Source organism: Streptomyces sp. NPDC093071 (assembly GCF_044754545.1).
Classification (GTDB): Bacteria; Actinomycetota; Actinomycetes; order Streptomycetales; family Streptomycetaceae; genus Streptomyces.
On the sequence record NZ_JBIVPH010000005.1, the window covers coordinates 74,545 to 99,825 of the forward strand.

The following is a 25,281-nucleotide window of genomic DNA, read 5'->3' on the forward strand; positions in this document are numbered from 1 at the left end:
GGGATCGGTGCCGGGAGGAGCGATGAGTTCGGGGTGGGGCGGGGGTCTTAGGAGTGACCGTCCGCCTCACCCCAGGAGATCATCGTGGCCGAGAACGTCGTCAAGGGTCCCGCCAGTTACTTCCCCTCCATCGAGAAGAAGTACGGGCGGCCGATCGGCGAGTGGCTGGAGATCGTTCGTTCCTCGCCGCTCGACAAGCACATGGAGCTGGTCTCCTGGCTGAAGGCCGAGCACGGCCTCGGCCACGGGCACGCGAACGCCCTCGTGGCCCATGTCCGGGCGAGTGAAGGGAAGTAGACGGGGGTTCAGGCCGCCAGCGTGTGGGCCGTGCGGCGTTCGATCCTCGTCCTCAGGGCCAGGGTCGCCGCCGCCGCGGCCCCGCCCGCCGCCAGGGCCGTCCACCACAACACCGCCGGGCCCAGGGTCGTATAGGCGGCGACGCCCAGGGTCAGGGCCGCGAAGCGGGCCACGCCCCAGGTCCAGCCGAAGGCGCCCTGGTAGCGGCCGCGGGCGTGGGCCGGGGCCAGGTCGGCGACGACGCTCGCCGCGATGCCGGCCACCACCACCTCGCCGAGCGACCAGACCACGACCGACACCGTGTAGCCGACGACCCCGTCCGCGAGGCCGGTGAGCGCCACGCCCACCGCGATCAGCGCGCCGCCCGCGCTCTGCACCGCCAGGCGCGGCAGCCTCGCCAGCCGTGCGGTCGCGAACGGCTGGAGCGCCACCACCAGGACCGCGTTCACCGCCGCCATCGCCCCGTACACCGCCGGGGAGAGCCCGCTGTCGCGGATCGCGAGCGGCAGGGCCACCTCGGTCAGCGAGTACACGAAGAGCTGGATGCCGAGGAGGGGGAGGATCAGGAGGGCCAGGCGGTCGCGGAGGACCACGCCGTAGCCGATCCCCTGCTCCTCCCGTTCGCCCTTCGCCGGGCGCTCCGGCTCCTTCACGCGGACCGTCACCACCAGGGCGTACAGGAGCATCGCGCCCGCGTCCACCGCGAAGAGGAGCCAGTAGCCGTGGGCCGCCAGGTAGCCGCCCAGGACTCCCCCGACCGCCGTCCCGATGTTCACTCCCCAGCCGAAGAGGGCGTACGCGCGCTGCCGCCGTCCGCCGTCGACCGCGTCCGCGAGAAGCGCGTACGCGGCCGGCGAGACGGTGCTGCCCGCCGCGCTGATCAGCAGCGCGGCCGCCGCCATCGTCCAGACGCCGGGCGCGAGGAAGAGCGCCCCCTGCGCCGCCGCCGTGCCGGTCAGGCCGATGAGCATGGTGGGGCGGCGGCCGACGCGGTCGGCGAGGACGCCGCCGACCGCGGGGCCGAGCAGGTGGCCCGCGCCCAGGGCGCCGAGGACGTACGAGGTGTCGGGTCCCGTCACTCCCCGCGAGGCGAGGAAGAAGACCAGGAACGGGGTGACGAGATAGCCGAGCCGGTTGACGATCGTGCCGGCGAAGAGGGTCCAGACGACGGGCGGGAGGTCCCGGAAGGAGGAGGGCATGGGGGGAGGTTGCTTCCTCCGCCCGTGCGCGCTCCACTGATTAAGGTGGGACCGAATCCATCGTGATCGAGGTGGGTCGAATCCGGCGGCGGCCGTACGGTCGCCGCCTCGACGTTCCGGGAGTGCGGTCCACATGGAAGCCGAGCTCAGTTTCTCCGCCGCCGACCTCGCCCAGACCCGCTTCGCCGTCTCCCCGCTGTGGGAGGTCGTCACCAGCTTCCGGGTCCTCGCCCAGCGGTCCGACTCCGCGCCGCACCAGCGCTGGGCCGCGCAGGTCCGGCCCCGGATCGTCCGCGCCGGGCTCGACCGCAGGCGGCTCGCCGCGCTCGTCCCCGCCCGGGGATTCCTCGCGGACTTCCTCAACCCCACCCCCGCCGGGCCCTTCCCCACCCTCGGCGCCGAACTCGACGCCGTCCGCCGCACCCCCGCCGGGCAGGTGCGCGAGGACCTGCGGAAGCTGGCCGTGGAGGGCGGGGACGGGGGACGGCTCCAGTCCCTGTACGACGATCCCGAGGGCGTCCTGCCGAAGGTCGCCGACGAGATCGAGACCTACTGGGAACTCGCCCTCGCCCCCTACTGGGCCCGCATCCAGAAGGTCCTGGAGGCCGACGTCTTCCACCGGGCCCGGCAGGTCGCCGAGCACGGTTCGGCCCGGGTCCTGAGCGAACTCCACGAGACCGTGCGGTGGGACGACGGCACCCTGCGCCTCGTACGGCGGCACTGCGCGCTCACCCGCGACCAGGTCGGCTCCGGGCTGCTGCTCGTGCCCTCCGTCTTCGCCTGGCCCCGGATCCTCACCCGCTCCGTCCACCCCGACCCGCCCCAACTCGCCTATCCGGCACGCGGCTTCGGGACCGTGTGGGAGTCCCGTACCACCGCCGCCACGGACGCCGTCGCCGCCGTCCTCGGCCGTTCCCGGACCCTGCTCCTCGCCGCGCTCGACACCCCGGCCTCCACCACCCAGCTCGCCACGCACTCCGGGCTCTCCGCCGCCGGCGTCTCCCAGCACCTCATCGCCCTGCGGAACGCCGGGCTCGTCACCGCCCACCGCAGCGGACGCTCCGTCCTCTACGCCCGCACGTCCGTCGCCGACCAGCTCCTCGACCCCTAGCCGGACAGGCTCTAGTGCCGGGCGTCCAGGCCCGGTACGCCCAGGTCGGAGAGGCCGTCGAGGACCAGGTCGACGCCGACGGCGGCGAGCAGGAGGCCCAGGAGACGGCCGAGGAGCTCGATCGTGGCGTGGTGGGTGTGGAGGAGGACCGGGGTGAGGAGCAGGACGCAGACCAGGTCGAGGGCGATGACCGCCACGTACGCCCCGACGACCGTCGAGCGCCAGCTGAAGCCGGAGCGGGCGGCCGCCTCGATGAGCACCGCCGTCAGGGCGAGCGGGCTCACCACGTACGGCATCAGCAGCTCGCGCAACCCGCTGACCAGGTCCGGGGCGTCCTGGTGGGTGCCGTCGGAGCCGAGGTGCATCCCGAGGACGAGGCCGACGGCGTAGACGAAGAAGATGAGGCCGCCCGCGAGCTGGAGGGCGGAGGTGCTGATGTGGAAGAGGTCCAGCAGCCAGGGGGCCGTGATGCCGGCGAGGACGCCGACGAGGACGGCCGCGGCCGAGGAGATGAGGGCGATGGTCCTCAGCTGGCCGGCGGGGTGGACCTGGGCGAGGCCGGCGAAGGAGAGGAGCACCTTCGGCGGGCCGACGACGGAGAAGAAGGTGATGAAGGCGGCGGAGAAGGTGAATGCGTTCACGTCTGCATCATGGAGCGGCCGGGTGATTTATCCCGTTTTTCGGCCTCGCTCCCGCGCGGTGTCGGGAACGGCGGCCCGGCTCCGGCTGTGCTGCGGGGGACAGGCGCGTGTCGAGCGAGGAGGACGTCGTGAAGTACCTGGTGACGGTCCAGGGGTCACAGGCCGACTACGAGGCGATGACGGGACGGGGCTCCGCCGGCAGCCCCGCCTGGGACGAGGCGGGGATCCGGGCGATGTTCGCCCACATGAACGCGGTCAACGAGGAACTCGCCGCGAACGGCGAGCTGCTCGACGCCCAGGGCCTCGCCGCCCCGTCCACGACCCGCTTCGTGACGGTGGACGACGCCGGGAACCCGGTCGTCACGGACGATCCGTACGCCGCCGCCGAGGAGGTCGTCGCCGGCTACTGGCTCCTGGAGTGCGCCTCCCTGGACCGCGTGACCGAGATCGCCGCCCGCGTGGCCCGCTGCCCGGTCCCGGCCGGCTCCCCGGTCCACCCGGTGGTGATCCGCCCGGTGGACGAGACCGGGCCGAGCCGGGACTGACCGCCGGCTCCCCCTCTTTTCCCGCTCTCTTCCCGGCCGTTCGTCAAAATTTCACATTGTCCACTCCACCTCCTGTTGCGGACGCTACGGTTCCCGTGGGACGTAGATCACATCGCGAGGGTCCGGGGGGACACGTGCACGAGATGACCAAGGGAGCCAACGTCGGGCTGGCCGCCCTCAGCGAGGACACCGGCGCGGTCGTCGTCGGGCTGAGCTGGAGCAGCGCGACGGGCGACGGCGACGCCGACGTCTCGCTGCTGCTCCTCGACGACGGCGGCAAGGTCCGCGGTGACGCCGACTTCTACTTCTACAACCGCCCCGCCGCCGAGGACGGCAGCGTGCAGCTCCTCGGCAAGGTCCCGACGGAGAACGGCAGCGAGGACCGGATCAGCCTGGACCTGACGGCGATCCCCGGGGACGTCGTCCGGATCGTGGTGGCGGCGAGCCAGGACGGCGGCGCCCGCTTCGGCGACCTGGACGACCTGCGCATGACGCTCACGGACCGGTCCGGCGAGCCGCTGCTCGGCTTCTCCATCACGGACGCCACGGTCGAGACGGCCTTCATCTTCGGCGAGCTCTACCGGCGGAACGAGGAGTGGAAGTTCCGCGCCGTCGGCCAGGGGTACGAGACCGGGCTCGCCGGGCTCGCCACCGACTTCGGCATCGCCGTGGAGGAGGAGGACGAGCACGGCGTGGACGGCGGGGACGGCGGCGAGGACGTCGCCGGTACGGAGGAGGAGGAGGAGGCCGTGGGCGCCGGCGCGGTCCCGGCGCCGCGGGTCCCCGTCACCGGTACGGAGTCCGCGCCGGATCCCACGCAGGGTCCGGTCGGCGGCCGGGGCGAAGGCCCGGTAGGCGATCGGGTCGGCGGTCCGGCCGACAGCCCGTCCGGTGATCCGTCAGGCGGCCCGTCCAGTGGTCCTTCCGGCCGTCCTTCCGGTGATCCGGCCGACGGTCCGGCGCCGGCCGTCGCCGCCCGGCGCCGTGGCACGCGTACGGCCAAGAAGAAGGTCACGCTCCCGAAGGCCGCGAAGAAGTCGCTGGCGGAGAACGACTCCTGGAAGCCCGCACGGCTCTTCCCCGTGCCCTCCTACAAGAGCGACCGGGAGCGCGAGGTGCGCGCCACCTCGGTGCTGCTCTCCGTGATGGCGGAGGTCCCGGAGTTCGGCCGGCGCCTCACCGCCGGGTTCGGGGCGCCCGCGGGGCGGATGCAGACCTTCACCGAGGTGTCGCTGCCGCACGGGGACAGCCCGAAGCGCCCGGACGGCGTCATCCGCACGGAACGGGCCGGGAAGCTCTGGACGGCGCTCGTCGAGACCAAGACCAACGGCAACCCGCTGAAGTCCGAGCAGGTGCAGACCTACATGGACATCGCCGCGCGGCGCGGGTACGAGGCCGTCATCACGCTCTCCAACGACGTGGCCCTGGAGGGCAGTCCCCTCGTCACGGTCAAGACGGACGGGCGGCGCAAGCACAAGGTGTCGCTGTGGCACCTCTCGTGGGCCGAGGTCGCCCACCAGGCCCAGCTGCTGATCCGGCACGAGGGCGTGGGGAACGCGGCGCACGCCTGGCTCCTCCAGGAGCTGCTCCACTACCTCCAGCACGAGAACTCCGGCTGCCACGGCTTCCAGAACATGGGGCCGGCCTGGGTGCCCGTGCGCAACGGCATCGACACCGAGACCCTGTGCCAGGGCGACCCGCGCGCGGTGGAGGTCGTGGAGAGCTGGGAGCGCCTGATCCGCCAGGTCTGCCTGCGGCTCGGCGGCGAACTCGGGCAGAAGGCGCTGCCCGTGCAGCGGGCCAGGCGCGGCACCGACCCGAAGTCCCGCCGCGCCGAGCTGGCCGACCGGCTCTGCGCGGAGGGGAAGCTGTCCGCGGAGGTACGGGTCGACGGCGCGTGGAGCATCCTGTCGGTCACGGCCGACCTGCGCACCGGGAAGATCCGCACGTCCATGGACGTGCCCGCCCCGGACGGCGCCTATCCGCTCTCGGTCGCGAAGCGCCTCCTGCGCGTCCTGGAGGAGGCCCCGGCCGACCTGCACGTGGAGACCCTGGTCGACGGGGCGAACGGGCCGCGCGGGACGCTGGAGCGGCTGCGGCCCGAGCCGGGTGATCTGCTGCCCGGGAGCGGCGCCGCCATCACCGGCTTCCGGCTGTCGCTCTTCAAGGGGATGGGCAGCGGCCGGGGCGGCGCGGAGTCGGGGTTCATCCGCAGCGTCGACGACGCCGTCGACCGTTTCTACGGGTCGGTCGTCACCCACCTGGGCCAGATCGAGCAGCGGCGGCCCGCCCGGGCGCGGCAGACGGCCGGGTCCCCCGGGACCGGCTGAAAGCGGTGGCCCCCCGGGCGGCGGCCGTCGGCGTGGTTCCGCAGGTGTCATCCTTGGAGCAGGGCGGAGCCCCGTGCCGGGGAGCGAACCACCCCCCGGGGTATCTGTGGAGGAGACGTCGTGGAACTCGATCTCGCGGGCGCGGAGCTCAAGGCCGTGCTGAACCGGCTGCGCCGGGCGCAGGGCCAGATCTCCGGGGTGATCCGGATGATCGAGGAGGGGCGGGACTGCGAGGAGGTCGTGACCCAGCTCGCCGCCGCCTCGCGCGCCCTCGATCGGGCCGGGTTCGCGATCATCGCGACGGGTCTCCAGCAGTGCCTGACCGACATCGAGGGCGGTCGCAAGGACGGCGAGGACCGCGACGCCATGCGGGCCCGTCTGGAGAAGCTCTTCCTGTCCCTGGCCTGACCCCCGCGGGCCCGTCTGGAGAAGCTCTTCCTGTCCCTGGCCTGACCCCCGCGGGGTCTCAGACGTCCGCGAGGCCCTTCAGGCGCTTCGCGATCCTGGTGAGGCGTTCGCCCTGGTAGCGGGCGGCGGCGAGGACGTTCTCGTCGGGGGCGCCGTGGGCGCCGGGGTGGGCGGTCCCGTAGGGGTTGCCGCCCGCCGCGTACACGGACGAGTCCGTGAAGCCGGGCGAGACGATCACCGAGCCCCAGTGGTGGAAGGTGTTGTAGAGCGCGAGCAGCGTCGACTCGTTGCCGCCGTGGACGTTGTGGGCGCTGGTGAAGGCGGTCGCGGGCTTGTCCGCCATGACGCCCCGCTGCCACAGGCCGCCCGACGTGTCGACGTACTGCTTGAGCTGCGCGGCCACGTTCCCGAAGCGGGTCGGGGAGCCGAGGGCGTACGCGTCCGCCCACTCCAGGTCGTCCAGGGTGGCGACCTCGACGTCACGGGTGGCGTCCACGTGGGCGCGCCAGGCCGGGTTCGCGTCGATCGCGGCGTCCGGGGCGAGCTCGGGCACCCGGCGCAGGCGCACCTCGGCGCCCGCCTTCTCCGCGCCCTCGGCGACGGCCCGGGCGAGGCGGTGGACGGTGCCGGTGGCGGAGTAGTGGATGACGGCGACCTTGACGGACATGACGGACTCTCCTCGGTCGGGATCGGTTCTCTTCTCGGCGTCGCCTCGATCGGGATCGAGTCGGCCCGGAGAAGTGGATTTCTATCCGGTTTCTTGCGCCGAGATTAAACGGATCGCTATCCGGTTCGCAAGAGGGGGCAGGTATGCTCGATCCGGGGGACAGGGACCGAGGGCAGGAGCCGCAGAGATGAGCACCGAGAACCCGCGGGCCGGAGAGCGGGCGGCGGCGCCCTCGCTCGGCCTGCTCCCCACCCTCGACGCCCCCGCCCCCGAGCGCGCCGACGCGGCCCGCAACCGGCGCAGGATCCTCGACGCCGCCGCCCGGATCGTCGCCGAGCAGGGCCCCGACGCCGTCACCATGAACCAGGTCGCCCACGCCAGCGGCATCGGCGTCGGCACCGTCTACCGCCGCTTCGGCGACGTCTCCCAGCTCCTGTGGGCGCTCCTCGACGACCGCGAGCGCCAGTTCCAGGAGGCGTACATGAGCGGCCCGCCGCCGCTCGGGCCCGGCGCCCCGACCGCCGAGCGGCTCGACGCCTTCCTCGACGCCCTCGTCGACCGGGTCGCCGAGCAGCGCGAGATCCTGCTGGCCGCGCACTCCGCCGCGCCCCGCGCCCGCTACCACAGCGGCGCGTACCGGGTGATGCACACCCACGTCGCCCTGCTCGTCGGGCAGCTCAGGCCCGGTTCGGACGGCGCGCTCCTCGCGCACCTGCTGCTCGCGCCCTTCTCCCCCGACGTCATGCACCACCTGGCCGTCGAGCAGGAGCTCTCGGGCGAGCGCCTCAAGGCGGGCGTACGGGAGCTCCTCACCCTGCGGCAGGACGGCTGACGGCCCGCCCCACCCCCACCCCGGAATCCGTCCACACCCTGGAACCCGGCTGGACCCGCGGGCCCCCGGGACCGCACGATCCCGCCATGACGACCGAGATCGCGACCGAGACCGAAGCGGGGGCGGGCCCCGGGCCCAAGACCTTCCTCGTCCTGCACGGCTTCCAGAACCACCGGCCGCCCGGCCACTGGCAGCACTGGCTCGCCGGGCGGCTGCGGGAGCGCGGGCACGAGGTCCGCTACCCGCAGCTGCCCTCGCCGGACGCGCCCGTGCTCGCGGAGTGGCTCGACGCCCTGGAGGAGCACGGGAAGCGGCCCGCCCGGGGCGAGTTCGTGGTCCTCGCGCACAGCCTGTCCGTCCTGCTGTGGCTGCGGGCCGGGGCCCGCAGGCCGGACGCCGACCGGGTGCTGCTCGTCGCCCCGCCCTCGCCGCCGGTGACCGCCTCGATCCCCGAGATCGCCGCCTTCGCCGACGGCCTCGACCTCACGCGGACCGGCGTGGAGGCGCGGCTCGTGTACGGGGACGGCGACCCGTACTGCCCCGAGGGCGCCGACCTGCACTACGGCCGCCCGCTCGGCCTCGACCTCGACCACGTGCCGGGCGGCGCACACCTCAACCCCGACAACGGGTACGGGGACTGGCCCTCGGTGCTGGAGTGGTGCGAGGACCCGTCGGTGCGGGTGAGGGGTCGGTAGGGTCGGCCGGACGCGCCCGGAGACCGCACCGTACGGCCAGGGCCTGCTCGACGTGGGCGACGGCAGCCGCGTCCACTGGGAGGTCTCCGGCAACCCGGAGGGCAAGCCCGCGCTCGTCGTCCACGGCGGGCCGGGCTCCGGCTCCTCCCCGCGCTCCCGGCGCCTCTTCGACCCGGAGGCGTACCGGGTCGTCCTCTTCGACCAGCGCGGCTGCGGCCGCTCCGTCCCGCACGCGAGCGACCCGGCCGCCGACCTGTCCGTCAACACCACCGCCCACCTGGTCGCGGACATGGAGCGGCTGCGCGAGCACCTCGGGATCGACGCGTGGCTGCTGTACGGGGGCTTCTGGGGCTCCACGCTGATCCTGGCGTACGCGGAGGCCCACCCCGAGCGCTTCCGGGCGGGCGCCGGGGCCGGCCCGGAGACCGGGGCGGAAGGGCTGGTCGGGGCGTACGCCGCCCTGATGAACCACCCCGAGCGGGCCGTACGGGAGAAGGCCGCGGCCGACTGGTGCGCCTGGGAGGACGCCGTCCTGTCGGCGGAGGGCATGGGCACCCCGTACACCGACCGCGTCGACGACGCCCGGCTCGGCTTCGTCCGGATCTGCTCGCACTACTTCGCGCACGGCGCCTGGCTGGAGGAGGGCGCCCTGATCCGCGACGCGCACCGGCTCGCCGGCATCCCCGGCGTCCTGGTCCACGGCCGGCTCGACATGGGCGGGCCGCTCGCCACCGCCTGGGAGCCGGCCCGCGCCTGGCCGGACGCCGAGCTGCGGGTGGTCGAGCGCGCCGGTCACCTGGGCGGCGAGGAGACCGGCCGGCTGGTCCTCGCGGCCCTCGACCGCTTGGCGCGAACCTGACCTCCGCAAAAGCCGCGAAAGCTGCCCAGCCGTAAGGGAATTGAGAATTCCAGATTTCAATCCTGTTCGACCCGGCAGGAATTGTGGCGAATCTGTTCACAGAACGCCCCCGAGATCGCTAACTTCCCCTCAACCTCGTCCGTACCGGGAAGGACTTCTGTGAACGCATCCCAGCGCCGGGCCGCGGCCATCCTCGCCGCCGCCGCTCTCGCCGCCCCGCTGGTCCTCTCATCCCCCGCCACCGCGGGACAGGACCCCACGGCCGCACCCGCCCGTGATGCCGCCAAGCTGGCGAAGAAGCTGGTCCGCGACACCACCGCCAAGGACGCCTACAAGCACCTGCAGAAGTTCCAGGCGATAGCCGACTCGGCCAGCGGCCACCGCGCGGCCGGTTCGCTCGGGCACGACGCCTCCGCCGCGTACGTGTACACGCAGCTCAAGAAGGCCGGCTACAACGTCTGGTACCAGAAGTTCGACTTCGAGTACACGGAGACGCTCGCCGAGAAGGCCTCCGTCGTCACCCCCGCGCCCCGCGCGCTGGACATCAAGGCCATGACGTACACCAAGTCCACCCCGGTCGGCGGCGTCAAGGCCGAACTGGTGGCCGCGCCCGTCGACGCCGACGCCACCAGCGGCTGTGAGCCGGGCGACTTCGCCGCCGGCGCCTTCACCGGCAAGATCGCGCTCATCAAGCGCGGCGGCTGCGCCTTCGCGGTGAAGCAGCAGAACGCCGCCGACGCCGGTGCCGTCGCCGCCGTCATCTACAACAACGCCGAGGGCGTCCTCTCCGGCACCCTCGGGGACGCGGCCTCCGGCAAGATCCCCACCGGCGGCATCACCCTGGCCGAGGGCACGGCGCTCGCCGCCGACCTGGCCAAGGGCCCGGTCACCCTCTCCCTGGAGATCCGCCAGCTCCAGCAGATACGTTCCACCAACAACGTCATCGCGGAGACCAAGGCCGGCAACGCCGCCAACACCGTGGTGCTCGGCTCCCACCTCGACTCCGTCACCGCGGGCCCCGGCATCAACGACAACGGCTCCGGCTCCGCCGGCCTCCTCCAGGCCGCCCTGAAGCTGGCCGAGTCGAAGGACAAGGTCCGCAACAAGGTCCGCTTCGCCTGGTGGTCGGCGGAGGAGAACGGCCTCCTCGGCTCCGAGCACTACGTGCAGAACCTCACGGCGCTCGACAAGAAGGAGATCAAGCTCTACCTGAACTTCGACATGATCGCCTCGCCGAACTACGGCCTGTTCGTGTACGACGGCGACGACTCGGACGGCGTCGGCGCCGGCGCGGGCCCCGAGGGCTCGGCGCAGCTGGAGCGCGACATCAACGAGTTCCTCGACAAGAACGGCCACCCGCACGAGGGCACCGACTTCACCGGCCGCTCCGACTACGGCCCGTTCATCGAGGTCGGCATCCCCTCCGGCGGCACCTTCACCGGCGCCGAGGGCATCAAGACCGCCGCCCAGGCGGCCAAGTTCGGCGGCCAGGCGGGCGTCGCGTACGACGTGAACTACCACGCCAAGGGCGACAACCTCAGCAACGTCAACCTGAAGGCGTTCGACGTCAACATCGACGTCATCGCCAACGCCGTGGGCACCTACGCCCACGACATCTCCTCGCTCCGCAAGCCGGTCGTCTCCGTCCCGACCACCGGCGACGCGGGCAGCGGCGGCGGCCTGCACGACGACCACCACGAGGTCACCGAGTAGTCCCCGCGCACCGGCGGCAGGCGAGGGCTCCCCGTTTCCGGCGGGGAGCCCTCGCTCCGTCGCGGGCGCCGCACGGCGGTCGACGGGGGGCGGACCGGCGCGTACGGGTGAAGGCGTCGTCCCGGAGCGGGGCCCCGGACCGCGTGCGGGGCCGTCCGGGGCCCCGTGCGCCCGGGTCGCGGCGGCCCGCTCGGGCGCCGGACGGCACCCCGGTCCCGGTTCGTCCGGGTTCGTACCGGCATCCCGTCGGGCGCGCGTGGCTGCGCCGGTGGCCGCTCGCCCGGTAGGCTTTCCGTGTGATCTTCAAGCGCATCGGAAACGGAAAGCCGTATCCCGACCACGGCCGGGAAAGCACCCGGCAGTGGGCGGACGTCGCCCCGCGCCCGGTCCGCCTCGACCAGCTGGTCACCACCAAGGGCCAGCTGGACCTGGAGACCCTGCTCGCGGAGGACTCCACCTTCTACGGCGACCTCTTCGCGCACGTCGTGAAGTGGCAGGGCGACCTGTACCTCGAGGACGGACTCCACCGGGCCGTCCGCGCGGCGCTCCAGCAGCGGCAGGTGCTGCACGCCCGCGTCCTCGAACTGGACTGACGAGCGGCCCGGAGGACACGGCCGCTGACCCTTTCGGGGTCAGTTCCACCCCATCCGGACGCGATCACATGATCATCAAGTAGGCATCGCCGACGGGCGGCATTACGCTGCGTTCATGAGCATGCTCACTCCCCCCGGCATGGGTGGAAAGTACCGCATCACGGGGGATGTCTACCCGCGTATGCGCCGCCCCCACCGCAGGCGCAGGATCGTCCTCGCGGCCACCGCCGCCGTGGTCGTGCTCGGCGCGGCCGGCTGGGGCACGCTACAGCTCGTCGACGTGTTCTCCGGCGACGCGGGCACGAAGGCGGCGGCCGGGAAGCAGGCCGACTGCAAGCCCGCCCCCACCCCGACCGCCGCGGCGGCCGCGGCCCTGCCCAAGCCCGCGCAGATCACGGTCAACGTCTACAACGCGACCCCGCGCAGCGGACTCGCCAAGACGACGGCCGACGAGCTCAAGAAGCGCGGTTTCAAGGTCGGCAAGGTCGGGAACGCGCCGGCCGCCTACGACAAGAAGGTCCCGGGCGCCGGACTGTTCCTCGGCGCGCCCGCCGCCACCAAGGGCGCCTTCCCGGTCCTCGGCACCCAGCTCACGGGCGCCACGACCAAGACGGACACCCGGGCCACGGCGGACGTGGACCTGATCATCGGGACCGCCTTCAAGAACCTGTCCCCGAAAACGACGGCGGACGCGGCCCTGGTCGCCCTGACCAAGCCCGCGCCCGCTCCGACCGGGAAGTGCTGACGGCCTACTCGGCCGAGCCGTACATGCGGTCGCCCGCGTCGCCCAGGCCCGGGACGATGTAACCGTTCTCGTTGAGCCGCTCGTCGACCGAGGCCGTCACGACGGTGACGGGGGTGCCCGCGAGCTCGCGCTCCATGACCTCGACGCCCTCCGGGGCGGCGAGGAGCACGACCGCGGTCACGTCGTCCGCGCCGCGCTTGATCAGCTCCTGGATCGCCGCGACCAGCGTGCCGCCGGTCGCCAGCATCGGGTCCAGGACGTACACCTGGCGGCCCGAGAGGTCCTCCGGCATCCGCGTGGCGTAGGTCGACGCCTCCAGCGTCTCCTCGTTGCGGATCATGCCCAGGAAGCCGACCTCGGCGGTCGGGAGCAGCCGGACCATGCCGTCGAGCATTCCGAGGCCGGCGCGCAGGATCGGGACCACCAGCGGACGCGGGTACGACAGCTTCACACCGGTCGTCTTCGTGACCGGGGTCTCGATGTCGACCTGCTCGGTCCGCACGTCCCGGGTGGCCTCGTAGGCGAGCAGGGTGACCAGCTCGTCGGCGAGACGGCGGAAGGTCGCGGAGTCCGTGCGCTTGTCGCGCAGGGTGGTGAGCTTGTGGGCGACCAGGGGGTGGTCGACGACGTGGAGACGCATGACTCAACAGTAGCCCGCCCCGCACTGGCGTCGATCCGCGCCACTGGGGGAAGGTGGGGGCACACGGACCCGGCGATGGGGTGGTGTGGCAGATGTCCGACCTGGAAGGACCGGTCGAGGGGCGTGCCGAGAGGGCGGCCCGGCGGCCGGCGACGGAGACCGAGGCGGAGCGCCGCAGGCGCCGCGCCCAGTTCCTCCGCGAGCTGCACGAGGCGAAGGCGCTGCGCGAGCGCGTGCAGCCGCGGCGGGCCCGGGCGGCCCGGATGCGGCAGGCGATGCGGATGCGGACCTTCCGGTGGTGAGGCGCGGGGGGCTCCACCGGTGAGGCCGGTGGGCGCGGTGGGGCGCGTGTGTCCCGCCGGATCCGTGTGACCGGCGGAAACGGGTCCGGACCAGCGGAGACCGGCCATGGCCGACCGCGCGCCCCCCGAGTGCGCCGGGGTCGCGCGCCCGCCCGATAGCGGGGACGTTCAGACTGATGCACGACGCAAGAGCCGAAGACCTCTCCTGCGGGCGCCGTTTCTGTCACGATGCCGAGGGGCGGGGCTCAGGACCGCGCCCTCGGAACGTCACACCTCTGATCAGTGGGAGAGAGTCAGGTGTACTTCGCCGCACTGCTCGCGCGCACCGAAGACGGGTGGGAAGCGAGCGACACGGAGCTCGACGACGTGGAGACCCTGTCGGATCTGGTCGATCTGGCCCGCGACGCCTCGGACGACGACACGGTGATCGTCTTCGTCGAGCAGGAGGACGCGTGGTTCGGGATCGTACGGATCGAAGGGGAGGAGGACCCCCGCATCTACGTCTCGGACGGGGCGGCCGCCGCCCGTTCCTCGTACGGGGAGATCCTCACCCGGGAGATCCTCGGTGACGATCTGGACGACCTCGTCGACGAGCTGGAGTCGCTGGACCTGGACGGCACCGAGGACGGGGAGCCGCTCGGCGCCGACGGGGACGAGGACGACGAGGCGGGCTCCGTGGCCGCCGAGGCCGTCCCGGCCGCCCCGGTGGGCGACCGGCTGATCCTGGCGGACCTCGGTCTGCCGCCGGCCGAGCTGCTCGCCCTGGAGACCGACGCGCTCTCGGAGATCGCGGACGCGCTGGGCGCGGGCGAGGTCCTGGAGGCCGTCCGCTAGTGGTCCCCGCGGCACCTCTTCCCGACCCTGCGACCGACCCTGTAGGGGGCCCCGCGACCGGGTCCGTACGGGACCCCGCGACCGGACCCGTACGGGACCCTGCGACCGACTCCGTACAGGGCCCCGCGATCGGGTCCGCGACGGAACCGGCGACCGGGCCCGTACGGGATCCCCTGCGGGATTCCGTACCGGACCCCCTGCGGGACCCCTGGCGGGAGGCCATGCGGCTCGCCCTCGACGAGGCGGACGCGGCCGGGCCGGCCGGTGACGTGCCGGTCGGCGCGGTCGTCCTCGGCCCGGACGGGAAGGTCCTGGCGCGGGCGCACAACGAGCGGGAGGCGGCCGGCGACCCCACCGCGCACGCCGAGGTGCTCGCCCTGCGCCGGGCGGCCGCGGTGACCGGCGAGTGGCGCCTGACGGGCTGCACGCTGGTCGTGACCCTGGAGCCCTGCGTGATGTGCGCGGGCGCCCTGGTCCAGTCGCGGGTGGAGCGGGTGGTGTTCGGGGCCCCGGACGAGAAGGCGGGCGCGGCGGGCTCCCTCTGGGACCTCGTGCGGGACCGGCGGCTCAACCACCGCCCCGAGGTGATCCACGGCGTGCTCGGCGAGGAGTGCGCCCGGCAGCTGACGGCCTTCTTCCGCACCCGCTGACCTGCCCGGCGGCCCCTCCCCGCCCCCTCTCCGACCTGCGGCGGGATACGGATTTCATCGCAGCGGCAGTTTCGGCTAAGCTCTCTCTCGGTAGCGTGTCCGAGCGGCCGAAGGAGCTCGCCTCGAAAGCGAGTGTGGGGAAACTCACCGAGGGTTCAAATCCCTCCGCTACCGCTTCGATCGAAGGGCCCGGCGCATCAGCGCCGGGCCCTTCGTGCACGTGGGGAAGGCTTCGGTCGGGGGGAGCGGCATCGGGGGGACAAGCCGCTCCCCCCGGTGAGAACCGGTCCTCCAGGTCCGTGCCGCCGTCGGGGGAAGCCTCGCGGCGCGGACCCCGCAGTGCGGGCCGGTTCCGGAGCCCCTCGGATTCCTGCCAGATCCTCCGGGGCTCGCCATCCATACTGCGCGCCCGGCACCCTTCCGGCGGACGGCAAAAGTCCTCGTTCTCCGGGCCCTTGGTCCGTAAAGGCTCGGTTAGAGTGGCGCGGTCGTACGGCGGGGGAACAGGGGAGGGCTGGAAATGGCGCAGGCGAAGAAGGTCGCGCTGTACGCGGTCGTGGTCTTTGTGCTGTACACGATCGTCACGTCCCCGGCGAGGGCGGCGGATCTGGTCCAGGTAGGGTTCGAGGGCATTTCCAGCGCCGCCCAGGGAGTCGGCGAGTTCATGACCGAACTCATCAATTAGGAGCCCTCCGTGATCCGCCATCTGGTCCTGTTCAAGCTCAACGACGGCGTCGACCGCGACGAGCCGCGCGTCGTCGAGGGCGTCGAGGCCTTCCGGGCCCTCGGCGGACAGATTCCGGAGCTGCGGTTCTGGGAGTGCGACTGGAACATCACCGACCGGCCGATCGCGTACGACTTCGCCATCAATTCTGCCGTCGAGGACACCGACGCCCTCCAGCGCTATCTGGAGCACCCGGCCCACCAGGCGGGCGTCGCCCAGTGGCGGGAGTTCGCCACCTGGGTGATCGCCGATTACGCCTTCTGACCTCCGGTCACGACCGAGGCCCCCCGCCGGGAAGGCGGGGGGCCTCGCGGCTTTCCGGCCCCCTTTTCCCGCCCTCCGCGCCCTCAACACGTGGTTATGGGGTGCTTGCACACAGTGGACATGTCTTGTGATGCTATGACCGCTTTTGACGGATGAGTTGACCGTAGTTGACACCAGCCGACCAGCAGGACCAGCCGAAGGGGTGGCGTGAACGTGCCGGCCAGTACAGCACCTCAAGTCCCGCCCCAGCACGAGGCAGGCGGCCCGGAGGCCCCGCGTCCGCGCCCCCAGAGCACCCGCGGCGCCGACACCCGCGCCCTCACCCAGGTCCTCTTCGGGCAGCTCAAGGGCCTCGAACCGGGCACCCCCGAGCACGACCGGGTGCGCGGGGCCCTCATCGAGGCCAACCTGCCGCTCGTCCGGTACGCGGCGGCCCGCTTCCGCTCCCGCAACGAGCCCATGGAGGACGTCGTCCAGGTCGGCACCATCGGCCTCATCAACGCCATCGACCGCTTCGACCCCGACCGGGGCGTGCAGTTCCCGACGTTCGCGATGCCGACGGTCGTCGGCGAGATCAAACGCTACTTCCGGGACAACGTGCGGACCGTGCACGTGCCCCGCCGGCTGCACGAGCTGTGGGTCCAGGTCAACGGCGCCACCGAGGACCTGACGACCGCTCACGGGCGCTCCCCCACCACCGCCGAGATCGCCGAGCGGCTGCGGATCGGGGAGGACGAGGTGCTCGCCTGCATCGAGGCCGGACGCTCGTACCACGCCACCTCCCTGGAGGCCGCGCAGGAGGGCGACGGGCTGCCGGGACTGCTCGACCGGCTCGGTTACGAGGACCCCGCCCTCGCCGGGGTCGAGCACCGGGACCTGGTCCGGCACCTCCTCGTACAACTGCCCGAACGGGAGCAGCGGATTCTGATGCTGCGGTACTACAGCAACTTGACCCAGTCTCAGATCAGCCAGGAACTCGGCGTCTCCCAGATGCACGTGTCAAGGCTCCTCGCACGGAGCTTCGCACGATTGAGATCCGCAAACAGGATCGAAGCGTAACCGGAACGGGTAGACCGGTTCGGAGTAGTTCCGCACCGCACAACATGCCCAACACCCCTTGTTTCCTGCGGATATGCGCGGGCATTGTGTCGACAAGTCACTACAGCGTGTTGCCGACATGTGACATTCTGCTGGAACCGCGTTTGCCGCAGCCCCGCCGCCGGTATTCAGGTGGTGGCTGCGTTCCTCAGATGGTCGCGGCACCGCGACCGTCCGCGACCTCAAGGGGGTGGCATGTCCACAGAACTGGGCAGCTCCAAGGTGCTCACGCTCACGCCCGTTCCCGTCGTTCCCGTGCCCACGCAGACGACGGCGCCGACGGCGCCCGAGAGCGCGGAGCCCGCCCCGCCGCCGATGGTCGTGACGACCGGCGCCCTCGACACCCGCACCCTCTCCCGCTCCCTCTTCCTGCGGCTGCGCGCCCTGGACGCGGAGGGCGCCGCCGCCGACAGCCCGGAGCGGACCTACGTCCGCGACACCCTCATCGAGCTCAACCTCCCCCTCGTCCGGTACGCGGCCGCCCGCTTCCGCTCCCGCAACGAGCCCATGGAGGACATCGTCCAAGTCGGCACCATCGGCCTGATCAAGGCCATCGACCGCTTCGACTGCGAACGGGGCGTGGAGTTCCCGACGTTCGCGATGCCGACGGTCGTCGGCGAGATCAAGCGCTTCTTCCGCGACACCTCGTGGTCGGTGCGGGTCCCGCGCCGGCTCCAGGAGCTGCGCCTCGCCCTCACCAAGGCCAGCGACGAGCTCGCCCAGAAGCTCGACCGCTCCCCCACCGTCCCCGAACTCGCCGCCGTGCTCGGGGTGTCGGAGGAGGACGTGGTCGACGGCCTCGCCGTGGGCAACGCGTACACCGCCTCCTCGCTCGACTCGCCCTCCCCCGAGGACGACGGCGGCGAGGGCTCCCTCGCGGACCGCCTCGGCTACGAGGACACCGCCCTGGAGGGTGTCGAGTACCGCGAGTCGCTCAAGCCGCTGCTCGCCAAACTCCCGCCCCGCGAGAGGCAGATCATCATGCTGCGCTTCTTCGCGAACATGACGCAGTCGCAGATCGGCGAGGAGGTCGGCATCTCCCAGATGCACGTCTCGCGCCTGCTCACCCGCACCCTGGCCCAGCTGCGGGACGGACTCATCTCCGACTGACCCCGCCGGACGGTCCTCGACCGGCCCCTTCGAGCGCCCCTCGACCGGCCTCTTCGGACGGCGGTACGCCGGCGAGGGGGCCGCTCGCTATCCGGCGGCGACCGGGAAGCGCACCCCGGTCAGGCGCTCCGAGAGCTCCCACAGCCGGCGGCCCGCCTCCGGGTCGGCCGCCGCGTCGGAGATCCGCACGCGGGTCGGGGCGCCGCGCAGCTCGGCCGGGCCGTCGGGGCCGATGAACTCGCCGCCCCTCACCTGCGGGGCGGTCGCCGCGTAGAGCTGGGGCAGCGCGCCGCGCTCCGGGCGCTGGGCAAGCAGCGGGTTGCCGAGGTACCCGAAGAGCACCTTGGCCGGGCCGGACGCCTTGGTCTGGAGGCCCGTGGCGGTGTAGCCGGGGTGGGCGAGGACGGCCAGGACCGGGCTGCCGCTCCCGGTCAGGCGCCGGTGCAGCTCCTGCCCGAAGACGGCGTTGGCGAACTTCGACCGGTCGTAGAAGGCCATGGGCGCGTAGCCGCGCCCGCCGTCCAGGTCCTCGAAGCCCAGCCCCTTCCGGCGGTGGTTGACCGAGCTGACGGTGACCACCCGGGAGTCCCGTCCGGCGGCCAGCAGGTCCAGGAGCAGCCCCGTGAGGGCGAAGTGGCCGAGGTGGTTGACGGCGAACTGGAGCTCGTGGCCCTGGGGGCTGAGCGTGCGGGGCGGGGCCATCACGCCCGCGTTGTTGACGAGGACGTCCAGACGGGAGTGGTCCTCCCGCACCCGTCCGGCGAAGTCCCGCACCGAGTCGAGGTCGGCGAGGTCGAGCGGGCGCACGTCGAGCAGGTCCGGCGCGATCCCCTCGGCCGCCAGGCCCTCGGCGGCCCGGCGCCCCCTTCCCTCGTCCCGTACGGCGAGGATCACGCGCCCGCCCCGGCGGGCCAGCTCCCGGGTGGTGGCGAGGCCCAGGCCGCTGTTGGCCCCGGTGACGACGGAGACCCGCCCGGTCTGGTCCGGAATGCGGTCGGCGGTCCAGCGCTGTTTCTTGGTCATGCGACACACGTTGCCGTTCGTGTCACCGAGTGTCAAGCGCGCGCCTCGATGCCACGGGAGGCACCGCGTTACCATTCCGGAGTGAGCACCCGTCCCGGTAGCACCGAGACCGGCCCCGCCGCCGGCTCCTCCACCCTCGCCCAGCGCAAGCGTCAGCTCGTCGCGACCGAGCTCACCGAGGCGTCCCTCCAGCTGTTCGCCCTCAAGGGCTTCGACGCGGTCACGGTGGACGAGATCGCTGCCGCCTCCGGGGTCTCCAAGCGGACCTTCTTCCGGTACTTCGCGTCCAAGGAGGACGTGGTCGTCCAGTTCCTGGCGGGAATGGGCGCCGACATCCGCACGGCGCTCGCCGCCCGGCCCGCCGCCGAGCGGCCCTCCGAGGCACTGCTGCACGCCGTCTCCGTACCCCTGGCCACCTGCGGGGACCACGCCGAGCGCGCGCTGCCGGTGGTCCGGCTGATCCTGCGGACGCCCGCGCTGCTCGCCCGCTTCCTGGAACACCAGGCACAGTGGCGCGAGGAGCTGACGGAGGAGCTGGCCGTACGCCTGGGGCGCGATCCCGGCACCGACCTCTACCCCCGGCTCGCCGCGGGCATGGCGCTGACCGCCTTCGACGCCGTCCTGCGCCGGTGGAGCGAGGGCGGGGGCGCCGAGGAACCGGACGCGCTGATCGGGGAGGCCTTCGCGGTGCTCGCGCCGTCGCTGGACTCCGCGACCGGGTGAGGGCGGGGGGAGGCCCGGGGGCCCGTAGAACCCGCCGCTACCTATAAAGCCCGTAGAGGCCACAGAGCTCATAGAGCCTGCGGCTATCCATGAACAGCCCGCCGGGCCGCAGGCCCCGTACCCCCTAAAAAGAGAAGCGGGCCGGTCCGCGGAGTGCGGAGCCGGCCCACCCTGGGTGTGCGGAGCGGTCAGAAGATCGCGAGCCAGGCGACGGCCGCCAGGACGACGACGGCCGCGACCACGCCGACGATCAGGCCGACCCGGGGGCCCGAGGAGGCGGCGACGGCCTGCGGCTGCTGCCGCTGCGGGGCGCCCTCGTCGACGAAGGCGCGGAACATCTGGGTGCTTCCGGCGGGGTCGTAGGAGCCCTCGGGGCCCTGGCCCTGGCCGTACGGTGCTTGGGGGTTGTGTGCCATGGGCCAGGACCCTAGCGAAGTCGGCCGGGGGCCCCAAGCCCCGGCCCCCCGGCCCGGCGCGAGGACGCCCGCCGGACGCCCCGGCTCCCGCTTTGCCGATTCTTTAGCGCCGTTTGACCGATTTAGTTTGCCTGGAGCAACCATCCATCTCTATGGTTGCCCTAAGCAACAAGATATGTGGAGCACGCGGTGGAGTACGCGATGGACACAGGAAATCGGTACGAGAACCTCGCCCGCCAGGTGAGCGCCATCGGGGCGGTGAAGCGCGGACTCGCGCGGACCCTGCCCGCCGAGTGCCCCGGCGGATCCGCGATCGTCCTCGCGCTCCTCAACCACCACGGGGACATGCGGATGGGCCGCGTGTCCGAGCTGATGGCCGTCGACGTGTCGGTCAGCAGCCGCCACGTGGCCCACACGGTGGACCGCGGATGGGTCGAGCGCCTGCCCGACCCCGCCGACCGGCGCTCCCGGATCCTCCATCTGACCCCGGCGGGCGCGTCCATGCTCGCCGTCCTCGACCGACGGCTGACCGACATGCTCGCCCGCACCCTCGCGGAGTGGTCCGACGAAGACGTCGAACTGCTCACCACCCTGCTCGCCCGCCTCCGCGATTCCTTCGGGGACTGCCGGGCCCACCACGCTTGAGAACGAAGGAAGTCCATGGCTAGCACCACACCAGAGACCGGTGTGCGCGGCGGGAGCGCCAAGGAGGGGGACCTCGCCTCCGGCGGCGCCCCGATGACGCACAAGCAGATCATGGAGGCGCTCTCCGGGCTGCTGCTCGGCATGTTCGTCGCCATCCTGTCCTCGACGATCGTCTCCAACGCCCTGCCCCAGATCATCACCGACCTGGGAGGCAACCAGTCCGCCTACACCTGGGTCGTGACCGCGGCCCTCCTGGCGATGACCGCGACCACCCCGCTCTGGGGCAAGCTCGCGGACCTCTTCTCCAAGAAGCTGCTCGTCCAGATAGCCCTGGTCATCTACGTCGCGGGCTCGATCGTCGCCGGCCTCTCGCAGAGCACCGGAATGCTCATCGCCTGCCGCGTCGTACAGGGCATCGGCGTCGGCGGTCTGACCGCCCTCTCCCAGATCATCCTGGCCGCCATGATCGCCCCGCGCGAGCGCGGCCGGTACAGCGGCTACCTGGGCGCGACCTTCGCCGTCGCCACCGTCGGCGGCCCGCTGCTCGGCGGCGTCATCACCGACACCGACTGGCTCGGCTGGCGCTGGTGCTTCTACGTCGGCGTGCCCTTCGCGATCATCGCGCTGCTCGTCCTGCAGAAGACCCTGAAGCTCCCCGTCGTGAAGCGCGAGGTCAAGGTCGACTGGGCCGGCGCCCTCTTCATCAGCGCCGCCGTCTCCCTGCTCCTCATCTGGGTCACCTTCGCGGGCGACAAGTACGACTGGATGTCCTGGCAGACGGTCGTCATGGTCCTCGGTTCCGTCCTCCTCGGCGCGGTCTTCGTCCTGGTCGAGTCGAAGGCGAGCGAGCCGATCATCCCGCTCCGCCTCTTCCGCAACCGCACGATCACCCTCGCCTCGCTCGCCTCGCTCTTCGTGGGCGTCGCGATGTTCGCCGGCACGGTCTTCTTCAGCCAGTACTTCCAGCTGGCGCGCAACGAGTCGCCGACGATGTCCGGCGTCCTCACCATCCCGATGATCGCGGGCCTGTTCGTCTCCTCGACGGTCTCCGGCCTGGTCATCACCAAGACCGGCCGCTGGAAGGCGTGGCTGGTCAGCGGCGGCGCCCTGGCCGCCGGCGGCCTCGGCCTGCTCGGCACGATCCGCTACGACACGGAGTACTGGCACATCGCGCTCTTCATGGCGCTCCTCGGCCTCGGCCTCGGCATGATGATGCAGAACCTGGTGCTCTGCACCCAGAACCAGGTGGCCCCCGCCGACCTCGGCGCGGCCTCCTCCGTGGTCACCTTCTTCCGCTCCCTGGGCGGTGCGATCGGCGTCTCGGCGCTCGGCGCGGTCATGGCCCACCGGGTCACGGACTACGTCAAGGAGGGCCTGGCCGAGCTCGGCCCGAAGGCCGCGGGCGCCATGGGCCAGGGCGGCACGGGCGGCGGCATCCCCGACATGGACAAGCTGCCGGCCCCGATCCGCACGGTCATGGAGGACGCGTACGGCCACGGCGTCGCGGACGTCTTCCTCTACTCGGCGCCCTTCGCGCTGCTCGCCTTCGTGGTGACGCTGTTCATCAAGGAGGTCGCCCTCAAGAGCGGCACGGTGAAGGCGGACGAGAAGGCCGGCGGCGCCGGGAAGGCCACCGCCGACGCGAAGGTCACGGCGGACGCCAGGTAGGAAGCTCCCGGCCGCGCTTCGAGCGGAGGCGCGGCCGGGTCGGTACGGAGCGGCGGGCAGGGGACGGCCCGCCGCTCCGTCGTTCCCATTCCCGTTCCTGTTCCTGTCCCCGCCCCGTCCCCGTTCCCGTTCTCATTCCTGTTCGCGGGCCACCATCGCCTCGATGCCGGAGACCAGGACGTCCAGGGCGAAGGCGAAGTCCCGCTCCCAGATGGCGCTGACGCTGCCGTGCGAGACCCGTTCGTCGAGGATGTCCTTCATGTCCTCGATCTTCGGCGAGAACTCCGGGTCGTCCCGGAAGGCCGTGAGCCCCTCGCGGTAGAAGTCGTCCTGCGACATGCCCGCGGCCGCCGCGCGCGCGCCGAACTGGCCCTCGATCGTGCCGTACCCGTACACGAACTGGAAGACCGCCGCCATCGCGCCCGGCACGCCGTGCAGGGGCAGTCCGGACTCCCGGACGGTCCGCTGGATCCGGTACCCGACGGCGAGCGCGTTCGGCCCGATGTTGAGGTACGAGCCGACGCACGGCGAGAGCCACGGGTGCCGGACCAGCATCCTGCGGTAGACGAGCGCGAGCACGCGGATCCGGTCCTGCCAGGTCTCCGCCGCGTCCACCGCGTCGAGGTCGACCTCCCGGTAGACGGCGTCCAGCGCGAACTCGACGATGTCGTCCTTGGTGTCCACGTACCAGTAGAGCGACATGGCCGTGACGCCGAGCCCGGTCGCGAGCTTGCGCATCGACAGCCCGGCCAGGCCCCCCTCGTCGAGCATCCGGATCGCGGCGGCCACGATCCGGTCCCGGTCGAGCCCGGCCGGACCGCCCCCGGCGCGCGGGGTCCGCTTCTCCAGCCAGACGCTGGAACGCGCCGGGTTCTCGGCCCGATCGGCTGCCTTGACCATCGCGTTCCTCCGTCTGTCAGCGCTTCGTGCCCATGCTAGGCAGCCGCCGCCGGATCCGGGACCGCGGTCTTCCCGGCCCGTTCGGCGCCCTCGGCCCGCTTGAGCAGGACCGCGGCGAGCAGGCCGCCCGCGAGGACGGCGACCGCGCCGACGAGCTGGCTGGTCTGGAGGCCGGAGGCGAACGCGTCGGAGACCCGGGCCCGTTCGGCGTCGCTCCCGGCCGCCGCGAGGGCCGCGGGCAGCGAGGTCGCGGTGACGGTGACGAGGGCGGCGAAGCGCGCGTTGAGCACGGCTCCGAGGACGGCGACGCCCAGGCCGTTGCCGAACTCGGCGAGGGTGCCGTTGACGCCCGCGCCCACGCCGGCCTTCTCCGGCGGGATGGCGCTCATGATGGCGTTGGCCATGGCCGGGTTGGAGACCGCGAGGCCGACGCCCATCAGGACCAGGCCCAGGAGCATCCCCCCGTAACCGCCGTCCGTTCCGCCGCCGACCAGGGCGATCGAGGCGAGACCGGCCGCGACGAGGGTCATGCCGACGGCCACGGCGGACGCGGTGCCGAGCTTGACCACGATCCGGGGGCCGACACCGGTGAGGTTGAGCGCGACCACGGTCAGGGCGAGCGGCGCCATCCGCAGACCGGCCTCCAGCGGCTCGTACCCAAGGACGAACTGCAGGTGCTGGGTGAGCAGGAAGAGCGAGCCGCCCAGGCCGAACATGACCAGGATCGCGCCCGCGACGGCGCCGACGAACTTCTGGTTCCGGAAGAAGTGCATGTCGAGCATCGGGTACGGGACGCGCAGCTCCCAGAGCGCGAAGGCGGCGAGGACGACGGCGGCGACGGCCGCCGGGACCAGCACCTCGGCCGAGGTCCAGCCGTGCTCGGGGCCGGTGATGATGGCGTACACGGCGGCGGTCATGCCGACGGTGGAGAGCAGCGCGCCGACCAGGTCGGGCCGCTCGCCCTGGGGGTTCTTGGACTCGGGGACCAGCTTGACCACGGCGACCAGGCCGACGAGCGCGACCGGGATGTTGATCAGGAAGATCATGCCCCACCAGAAGTGGTGGAGGATGGCGCCGCCGATCAGCGGTCCGGCGGCGAAGCCGAGCGAGCTGACGGTGGCCCAGAGCGCGATGGCCTTGATCCGCTCGGCGTCGTCGAAGATCTGCATGACGACGGCGAGGGTGGTGGTCATGAGCAGCGCGCCGCCGACGCCCATGCCCGCGCGGGCGGCGATCAGCTGGGCGGTGGAGTCCGCGAGCCCGGCGGCGAGCGAGCCGAGGCCGAAGAGCGCGAGCCCGGCGGCGAGGAGCTTCTTGCGGCCGTAGCGGTCGGCGGCGTTCCCGGCGGTCAGGAGCAGGCCGGACTGGACGAGCGAGTACGCGTTGACCATCCACTGGATGTCGGCGGTGGAGGCGTGGAGTTCCGAGGTCAGCGAGGGGATGGCGACGCCGAGCACGGTGTTGTCGAGCAGCACGGTGAGCTGGGCCAGACAGATGACGCCGAGGATCAGCCAGCGCTGCGGGTGGCCGCCGGGGGTGGCGGACGGTTCGTTCGCGGCGGTCGGCGCCGTCATGGGGAGCACTCCTTATACGGTGTACGAGATCAGGTCTCGTACACCGTACAAGGGCTCTCTTACGCTGTATAGCGG

Annotated in this window: 29 protein-coding genes and 1 tRNA gene; 22 read left to right on the top strand and 8 right to left on the bottom strand. The window is 72.3% G+C overall.

Annotated elements, in window-relative coordinates:
* The first annotated feature begins 84 nt into the window (after positions 1 to 84).
* The gene (locus ACIQD7_RS21100) at positions 85 to 297 is read left to right on the top strand and encodes a DUF4287 domain-containing protein (protein WP_402443372.1); all 213 of its coding nucleotides are present in this window, start codon (positions 85 to 87) and stop codon (positions 295 to 297) included.
* Between the two features lie 8 nt (positions 298 to 305).
* Here ACIQD7_RS21100 and ACIQD7_RS21105 read toward each other — a convergent pair whose 3' ends face one another.
* A complete protein-coding gene (locus ACIQD7_RS21105; RefSeq protein WP_402443374.1) occupies positions 306 to 1,496 on the bottom strand; it encodes an MFS transporter in 1,191 nt (396 codons plus the stop codon).
* A gap of 133 nt (positions 1,497 to 1,629) precedes the next feature.
* Here ACIQD7_RS21105 and ACIQD7_RS21110 point away from each other — a divergent pair, with 133 nt between their 5' ends.
* Positions 1,630 to 2,607, top strand: a complete 978-nt coding sequence (locus ACIQD7_RS21110) for a DUF5937 family protein (RefSeq protein WP_402443376.1) — start codon at positions 1,630 to 1,632, stop codon at positions 2,605 to 2,607.
* 11 nt (positions 2,608 to 2,618) lie between these two features.
* On the opposite strand, the gene ACIQD7_RS21115 is transcribed toward ACIQD7_RS21110, so the two are convergent.
* Positions 2,619 to 3,248 carry a MarC family protein gene (locus ACIQD7_RS21115; RefSeq protein WP_402443378.1) on the bottom strand — a complete coding sequence of 210 codons (630 nt, stop codon included), beginning with the start codon at positions 3,246 to 3,248 and terminating at the stop codon, positions 2,619 to 2,621.
* A gap of 128 nt (positions 3,249 to 3,376) precedes the next feature.
* Between ACIQD7_RS21115 and ACIQD7_RS21120 the strand changes: the two genes are divergently transcribed.
* The 3 genes from ACIQD7_RS21120 to ACIQD7_RS21130 all read left to right on the top strand — a co-directional run bounded on the left by ACIQD7_RS21120 (position 3,377) and on the right by ACIQD7_RS21130 (position 6,531).
* Positions 3,377 to 3,793, top strand: coding sequence for a YciI family protein (locus tag ACIQD7_RS21120; RefSeq protein WP_402443786.1), 417 nt, complete (start codon positions 3,377 to 3,379; stop codon positions 3,791 to 3,793).
* Between the two features lie 143 nt (positions 3,794 to 3,936).
* Positions 3,937 to 6,123 (top strand): TerD family protein, encoded by a 2,187-nt coding sequence (locus ACIQD7_RS21125; protein ID WP_402443380.1) that lies wholly within the window; start codon positions 3,937 to 3,939, stop codon positions 6,121 to 6,123.
* A 120-nt stretch (positions 6,124 to 6,243) separates the two neighbouring features.
* Positions 6,244 to 6,531, top strand: a complete 288-nt coding sequence (locus ACIQD7_RS21130) for a metal-sensitive transcriptional regulator (RefSeq protein WP_121829708.1) — start codon at positions 6,244 to 6,246, stop codon at positions 6,529 to 6,531.
* Between the two features lie 58 nt (positions 6,532 to 6,589).
* On the opposite strand, the gene wrbA is transcribed toward ACIQD7_RS21130, so the two are convergent.
* The gene (gene wrbA / locus ACIQD7_RS21135; RefSeq protein ID WP_402443383.1) at positions 6,590 to 7,198 is read right to left on the bottom strand and encodes an NAD(P)H:quinone oxidoreductase; all 609 of its coding nucleotides are present in this window, start codon (positions 7,196 to 7,198) and stop codon (positions 6,590 to 6,592) included.
* 187 nt (positions 7,199 to 7,385) lie between these two features.
* On the opposite strand from wrbA, the gene ACIQD7_RS21140 reads away from it, so the two are divergent.
* The 6 genes from ACIQD7_RS21140 to ACIQD7_RS21165 all read left to right on the top strand — a co-directional run bounded on the left by ACIQD7_RS21140 (position 7,386) and on the right by ACIQD7_RS21165 (position 12,635).
* Positions 7,386 to 8,030, top strand: coding sequence for a TetR/AcrR family transcriptional regulator (locus tag ACIQD7_RS21140; RefSeq protein WP_402443385.1), 645 nt, complete (start codon positions 7,386 to 7,388; stop codon positions 8,028 to 8,030).
* 86 nt (positions 8,031 to 8,116) lie between these two features.
* The gene (locus ACIQD7_RS21145; RefSeq protein WP_402443387.1) at positions 8,117 to 8,725 is read left to right on the top strand and encodes an RBBP9/YdeN family alpha/beta hydrolase; all 609 of its coding nucleotides are present in this window, start codon (positions 8,117 to 8,119) and stop codon (positions 8,723 to 8,725) included.
* A 52-nt stretch (positions 8,726 to 8,777) separates the two neighbouring features.
* On the top strand, positions 8,778 to 9,584 hold the full coding sequence (locus ACIQD7_RS21150; RefSeq protein WP_402443389.1) for an alpha/beta fold hydrolase: 807 nt from the start codon (positions 8,778 to 8,780) through the stop codon (positions 9,582 to 9,584).
* A gap of 159 nt (positions 9,585 to 9,743) precedes the next feature.
* Complete coding sequence (locus tag ACIQD7_RS21155; protein ID WP_402443391.1) at positions 9,744 to 11,297, top strand: M28 family metallopeptidase; 1,554 nt, start codon at positions 9,744 to 9,746, stop codon at positions 11,295 to 11,297.
* Positions 11,298 to 11,593: 296 nt separating this feature from the next.
* On the top strand, positions 11,594 to 11,890 hold the full coding sequence (locus ACIQD7_RS21160) for a type II toxin-antitoxin system VapB family antitoxin (protein WP_030209440.1): 297 nt from the start codon (positions 11,594 to 11,596) through the stop codon (positions 11,888 to 11,890).
* Positions 11,891 to 12,005: 115 nt separating this feature from the next.
* Entirely contained in the window at positions 12,006 to 12,635 is a 630-nt protein-coding gene (locus ACIQD7_RS21165; protein WP_402443393.1) for a LytR C-terminal domain-containing protein, read from the top strand.
* A gap of 4 nt (positions 12,636 to 12,639) precedes the next feature.
* On the opposite strand, the gene upp is transcribed toward ACIQD7_RS21165, so the two are convergent.
* Complete coding sequence (gene upp / locus ACIQD7_RS21170) at positions 12,640 to 13,275, bottom strand: uracil phosphoribosyltransferase (protein WP_053639912.1); 636 nt, start codon at positions 13,273 to 13,275, stop codon at positions 12,640 to 12,642.
* 92 nt (positions 13,276 to 13,367) lie between these two features.
* On the opposite strand from upp, the gene ACIQD7_RS21175 reads away from it, so the two are divergent.
* From ACIQD7_RS21175 to ACIQD7_RS21210, 8 genes are all read left to right on the top strand, one after another.
* On the top strand, positions 13,368 to 13,577 hold the full coding sequence (locus tag ACIQD7_RS21175) for a hypothetical protein (protein ID WP_402443395.1): 210 nt from the start codon (positions 13,368 to 13,370) through the stop codon (positions 13,575 to 13,577).
* A gap of 297 nt (positions 13,578 to 13,874) precedes the next feature.
* The gene (locus ACIQD7_RS21180) at positions 13,875 to 14,411 is read left to right on the top strand and encodes a hypothetical protein (RefSeq protein ID WP_121829701.1); all 537 of its coding nucleotides are present in this window, start codon (positions 13,875 to 13,877) and stop codon (positions 14,409 to 14,411) included.
* A 221-nt stretch (positions 14,412 to 14,632) separates the two neighbouring features.
* The gene (tadA, locus tag ACIQD7_RS21185) at positions 14,633 to 15,061 is read left to right on the top strand and encodes a tRNA adenosine(34) deaminase TadA (protein WP_351974134.1); all 429 of its coding nucleotides are present in this window, start codon (positions 14,633 to 14,635) and stop codon (positions 15,059 to 15,061) included.
* A gap of 89 nt (positions 15,062 to 15,150) precedes the next feature.
* A tRNA-Ser gene (locus ACIQD7_RS21190) sits at positions 15,151 to 15,235 on the top strand.
* Positions 15,236 to 15,581: 346 nt separating this feature from the next.
* Entirely contained in the window at positions 15,582 to 15,746 is a 165-nt protein-coding gene (locus ACIQD7_RS21195; protein WP_163013800.1) for a hypothetical protein, read from the top strand.
* 9 nt (positions 15,747 to 15,755) lie between these two features.
* Positions 15,756 to 16,049 carry a Dabb family protein gene (locus ACIQD7_RS21200; RefSeq protein ID WP_402443398.1) on the top strand — a complete coding sequence of 98 codons (294 nt, stop codon included), beginning with the start codon at positions 15,756 to 15,758 and terminating at the stop codon, positions 16,047 to 16,049.
* Positions 16,050 to 16,262: 213 nt separating this feature from the next.
* Positions 16,263 to 17,108: an RNA polymerase sigma factor SigF gene (locus ACIQD7_RS21205; protein ID WP_121829720.1), complete on the top strand. Its 846-nt coding sequence runs from the start codon at positions 16,263 to 16,265 to the stop codon at positions 17,106 to 17,108.
* 234 nt (positions 17,109 to 17,342) lie between these two features.
* Positions 17,343 to 18,257, top strand: a complete 915-nt coding sequence (locus tag ACIQD7_RS21210) for an RNA polymerase sigma factor SigF (protein WP_205613819.1) — start codon at positions 17,343 to 17,345, stop codon at positions 18,255 to 18,257.
* Positions 18,258 to 18,344: 87 nt separating this feature from the next.
* Here the strand turns inward: ACIQD7_RS21210 and ACIQD7_RS21215 are convergent, their stop codons facing one another.
* Positions 18,345 to 19,280 carry an oxidoreductase gene (locus ACIQD7_RS21215; protein WP_402443401.1) on the bottom strand — a complete coding sequence of 312 codons (936 nt, stop codon included), beginning with the start codon at positions 19,278 to 19,280 and terminating at the stop codon, positions 18,345 to 18,347.
* 48 nt (positions 19,281 to 19,328) lie between these two features.
* Between ACIQD7_RS21215 and ACIQD7_RS21220 the strand changes: the two genes are divergently transcribed.
* Complete coding sequence (locus ACIQD7_RS21220; protein ID WP_402443402.1) at positions 19,329 to 20,003, top strand: TetR family transcriptional regulator; 675 nt, start codon at positions 19,329 to 19,331, stop codon at positions 20,001 to 20,003.
* 188 nt (positions 20,004 to 20,191) lie between these two features.
* Here ACIQD7_RS21220 and ACIQD7_RS21225 read toward each other — a convergent pair whose 3' ends face one another.
* Positions 20,192 to 20,419, bottom strand: coding sequence for a hypothetical protein (locus ACIQD7_RS21225; protein ID WP_121829696.1), 228 nt, complete (start codon positions 20,417 to 20,419; stop codon positions 20,192 to 20,194).
* A gap of 201 nt (positions 20,420 to 20,620) precedes the next feature.
* Here ACIQD7_RS21225 and ACIQD7_RS21230 point away from each other — a divergent pair, with 201 nt between their 5' ends.
* Together ACIQD7_RS21230 and ACIQD7_RS21235 are read left to right on the top strand one after the other, a co-directional pair.
* Positions 20,621 to 21,064, top strand: a complete 444-nt coding sequence (locus ACIQD7_RS21230; RefSeq protein WP_121829719.1) for a MarR family winged helix-turn-helix transcriptional regulator — start codon at positions 20,621 to 20,623, stop codon at positions 21,062 to 21,064.
* 15 nt (positions 21,065 to 21,079) lie between these two features.
* Entirely contained in the window at positions 21,080 to 22,732 is a 1,653-nt protein-coding gene (locus ACIQD7_RS21235; RefSeq protein ID WP_402443405.1) for an MDR family MFS transporter, read from the top strand.
* Positions 22,733 to 22,864: 132 nt separating this feature from the next.
* Here the strand turns inward: ACIQD7_RS21235 and ACIQD7_RS21240 are convergent, their stop codons facing one another.
* The gene (locus ACIQD7_RS21240; RefSeq protein WP_402443407.1) at positions 22,865 to 23,632 is read right to left on the bottom strand and encodes a TetR/AcrR family transcriptional regulator; all 768 of its coding nucleotides are present in this window, start codon (positions 23,630 to 23,632) and stop codon (positions 22,865 to 22,867) included.
* 35 nt (positions 23,633 to 23,667) lie between these two features.
* Positions 23,668 to 25,206, bottom strand: a complete 1,539-nt coding sequence (locus tag ACIQD7_RS21245) for an MFS transporter (protein ID WP_402443409.1) — start codon at positions 25,204 to 25,206, stop codon at positions 23,668 to 23,670.
* Positions 25,207 to 25,281 lie beyond the last annotated feature (75 nt).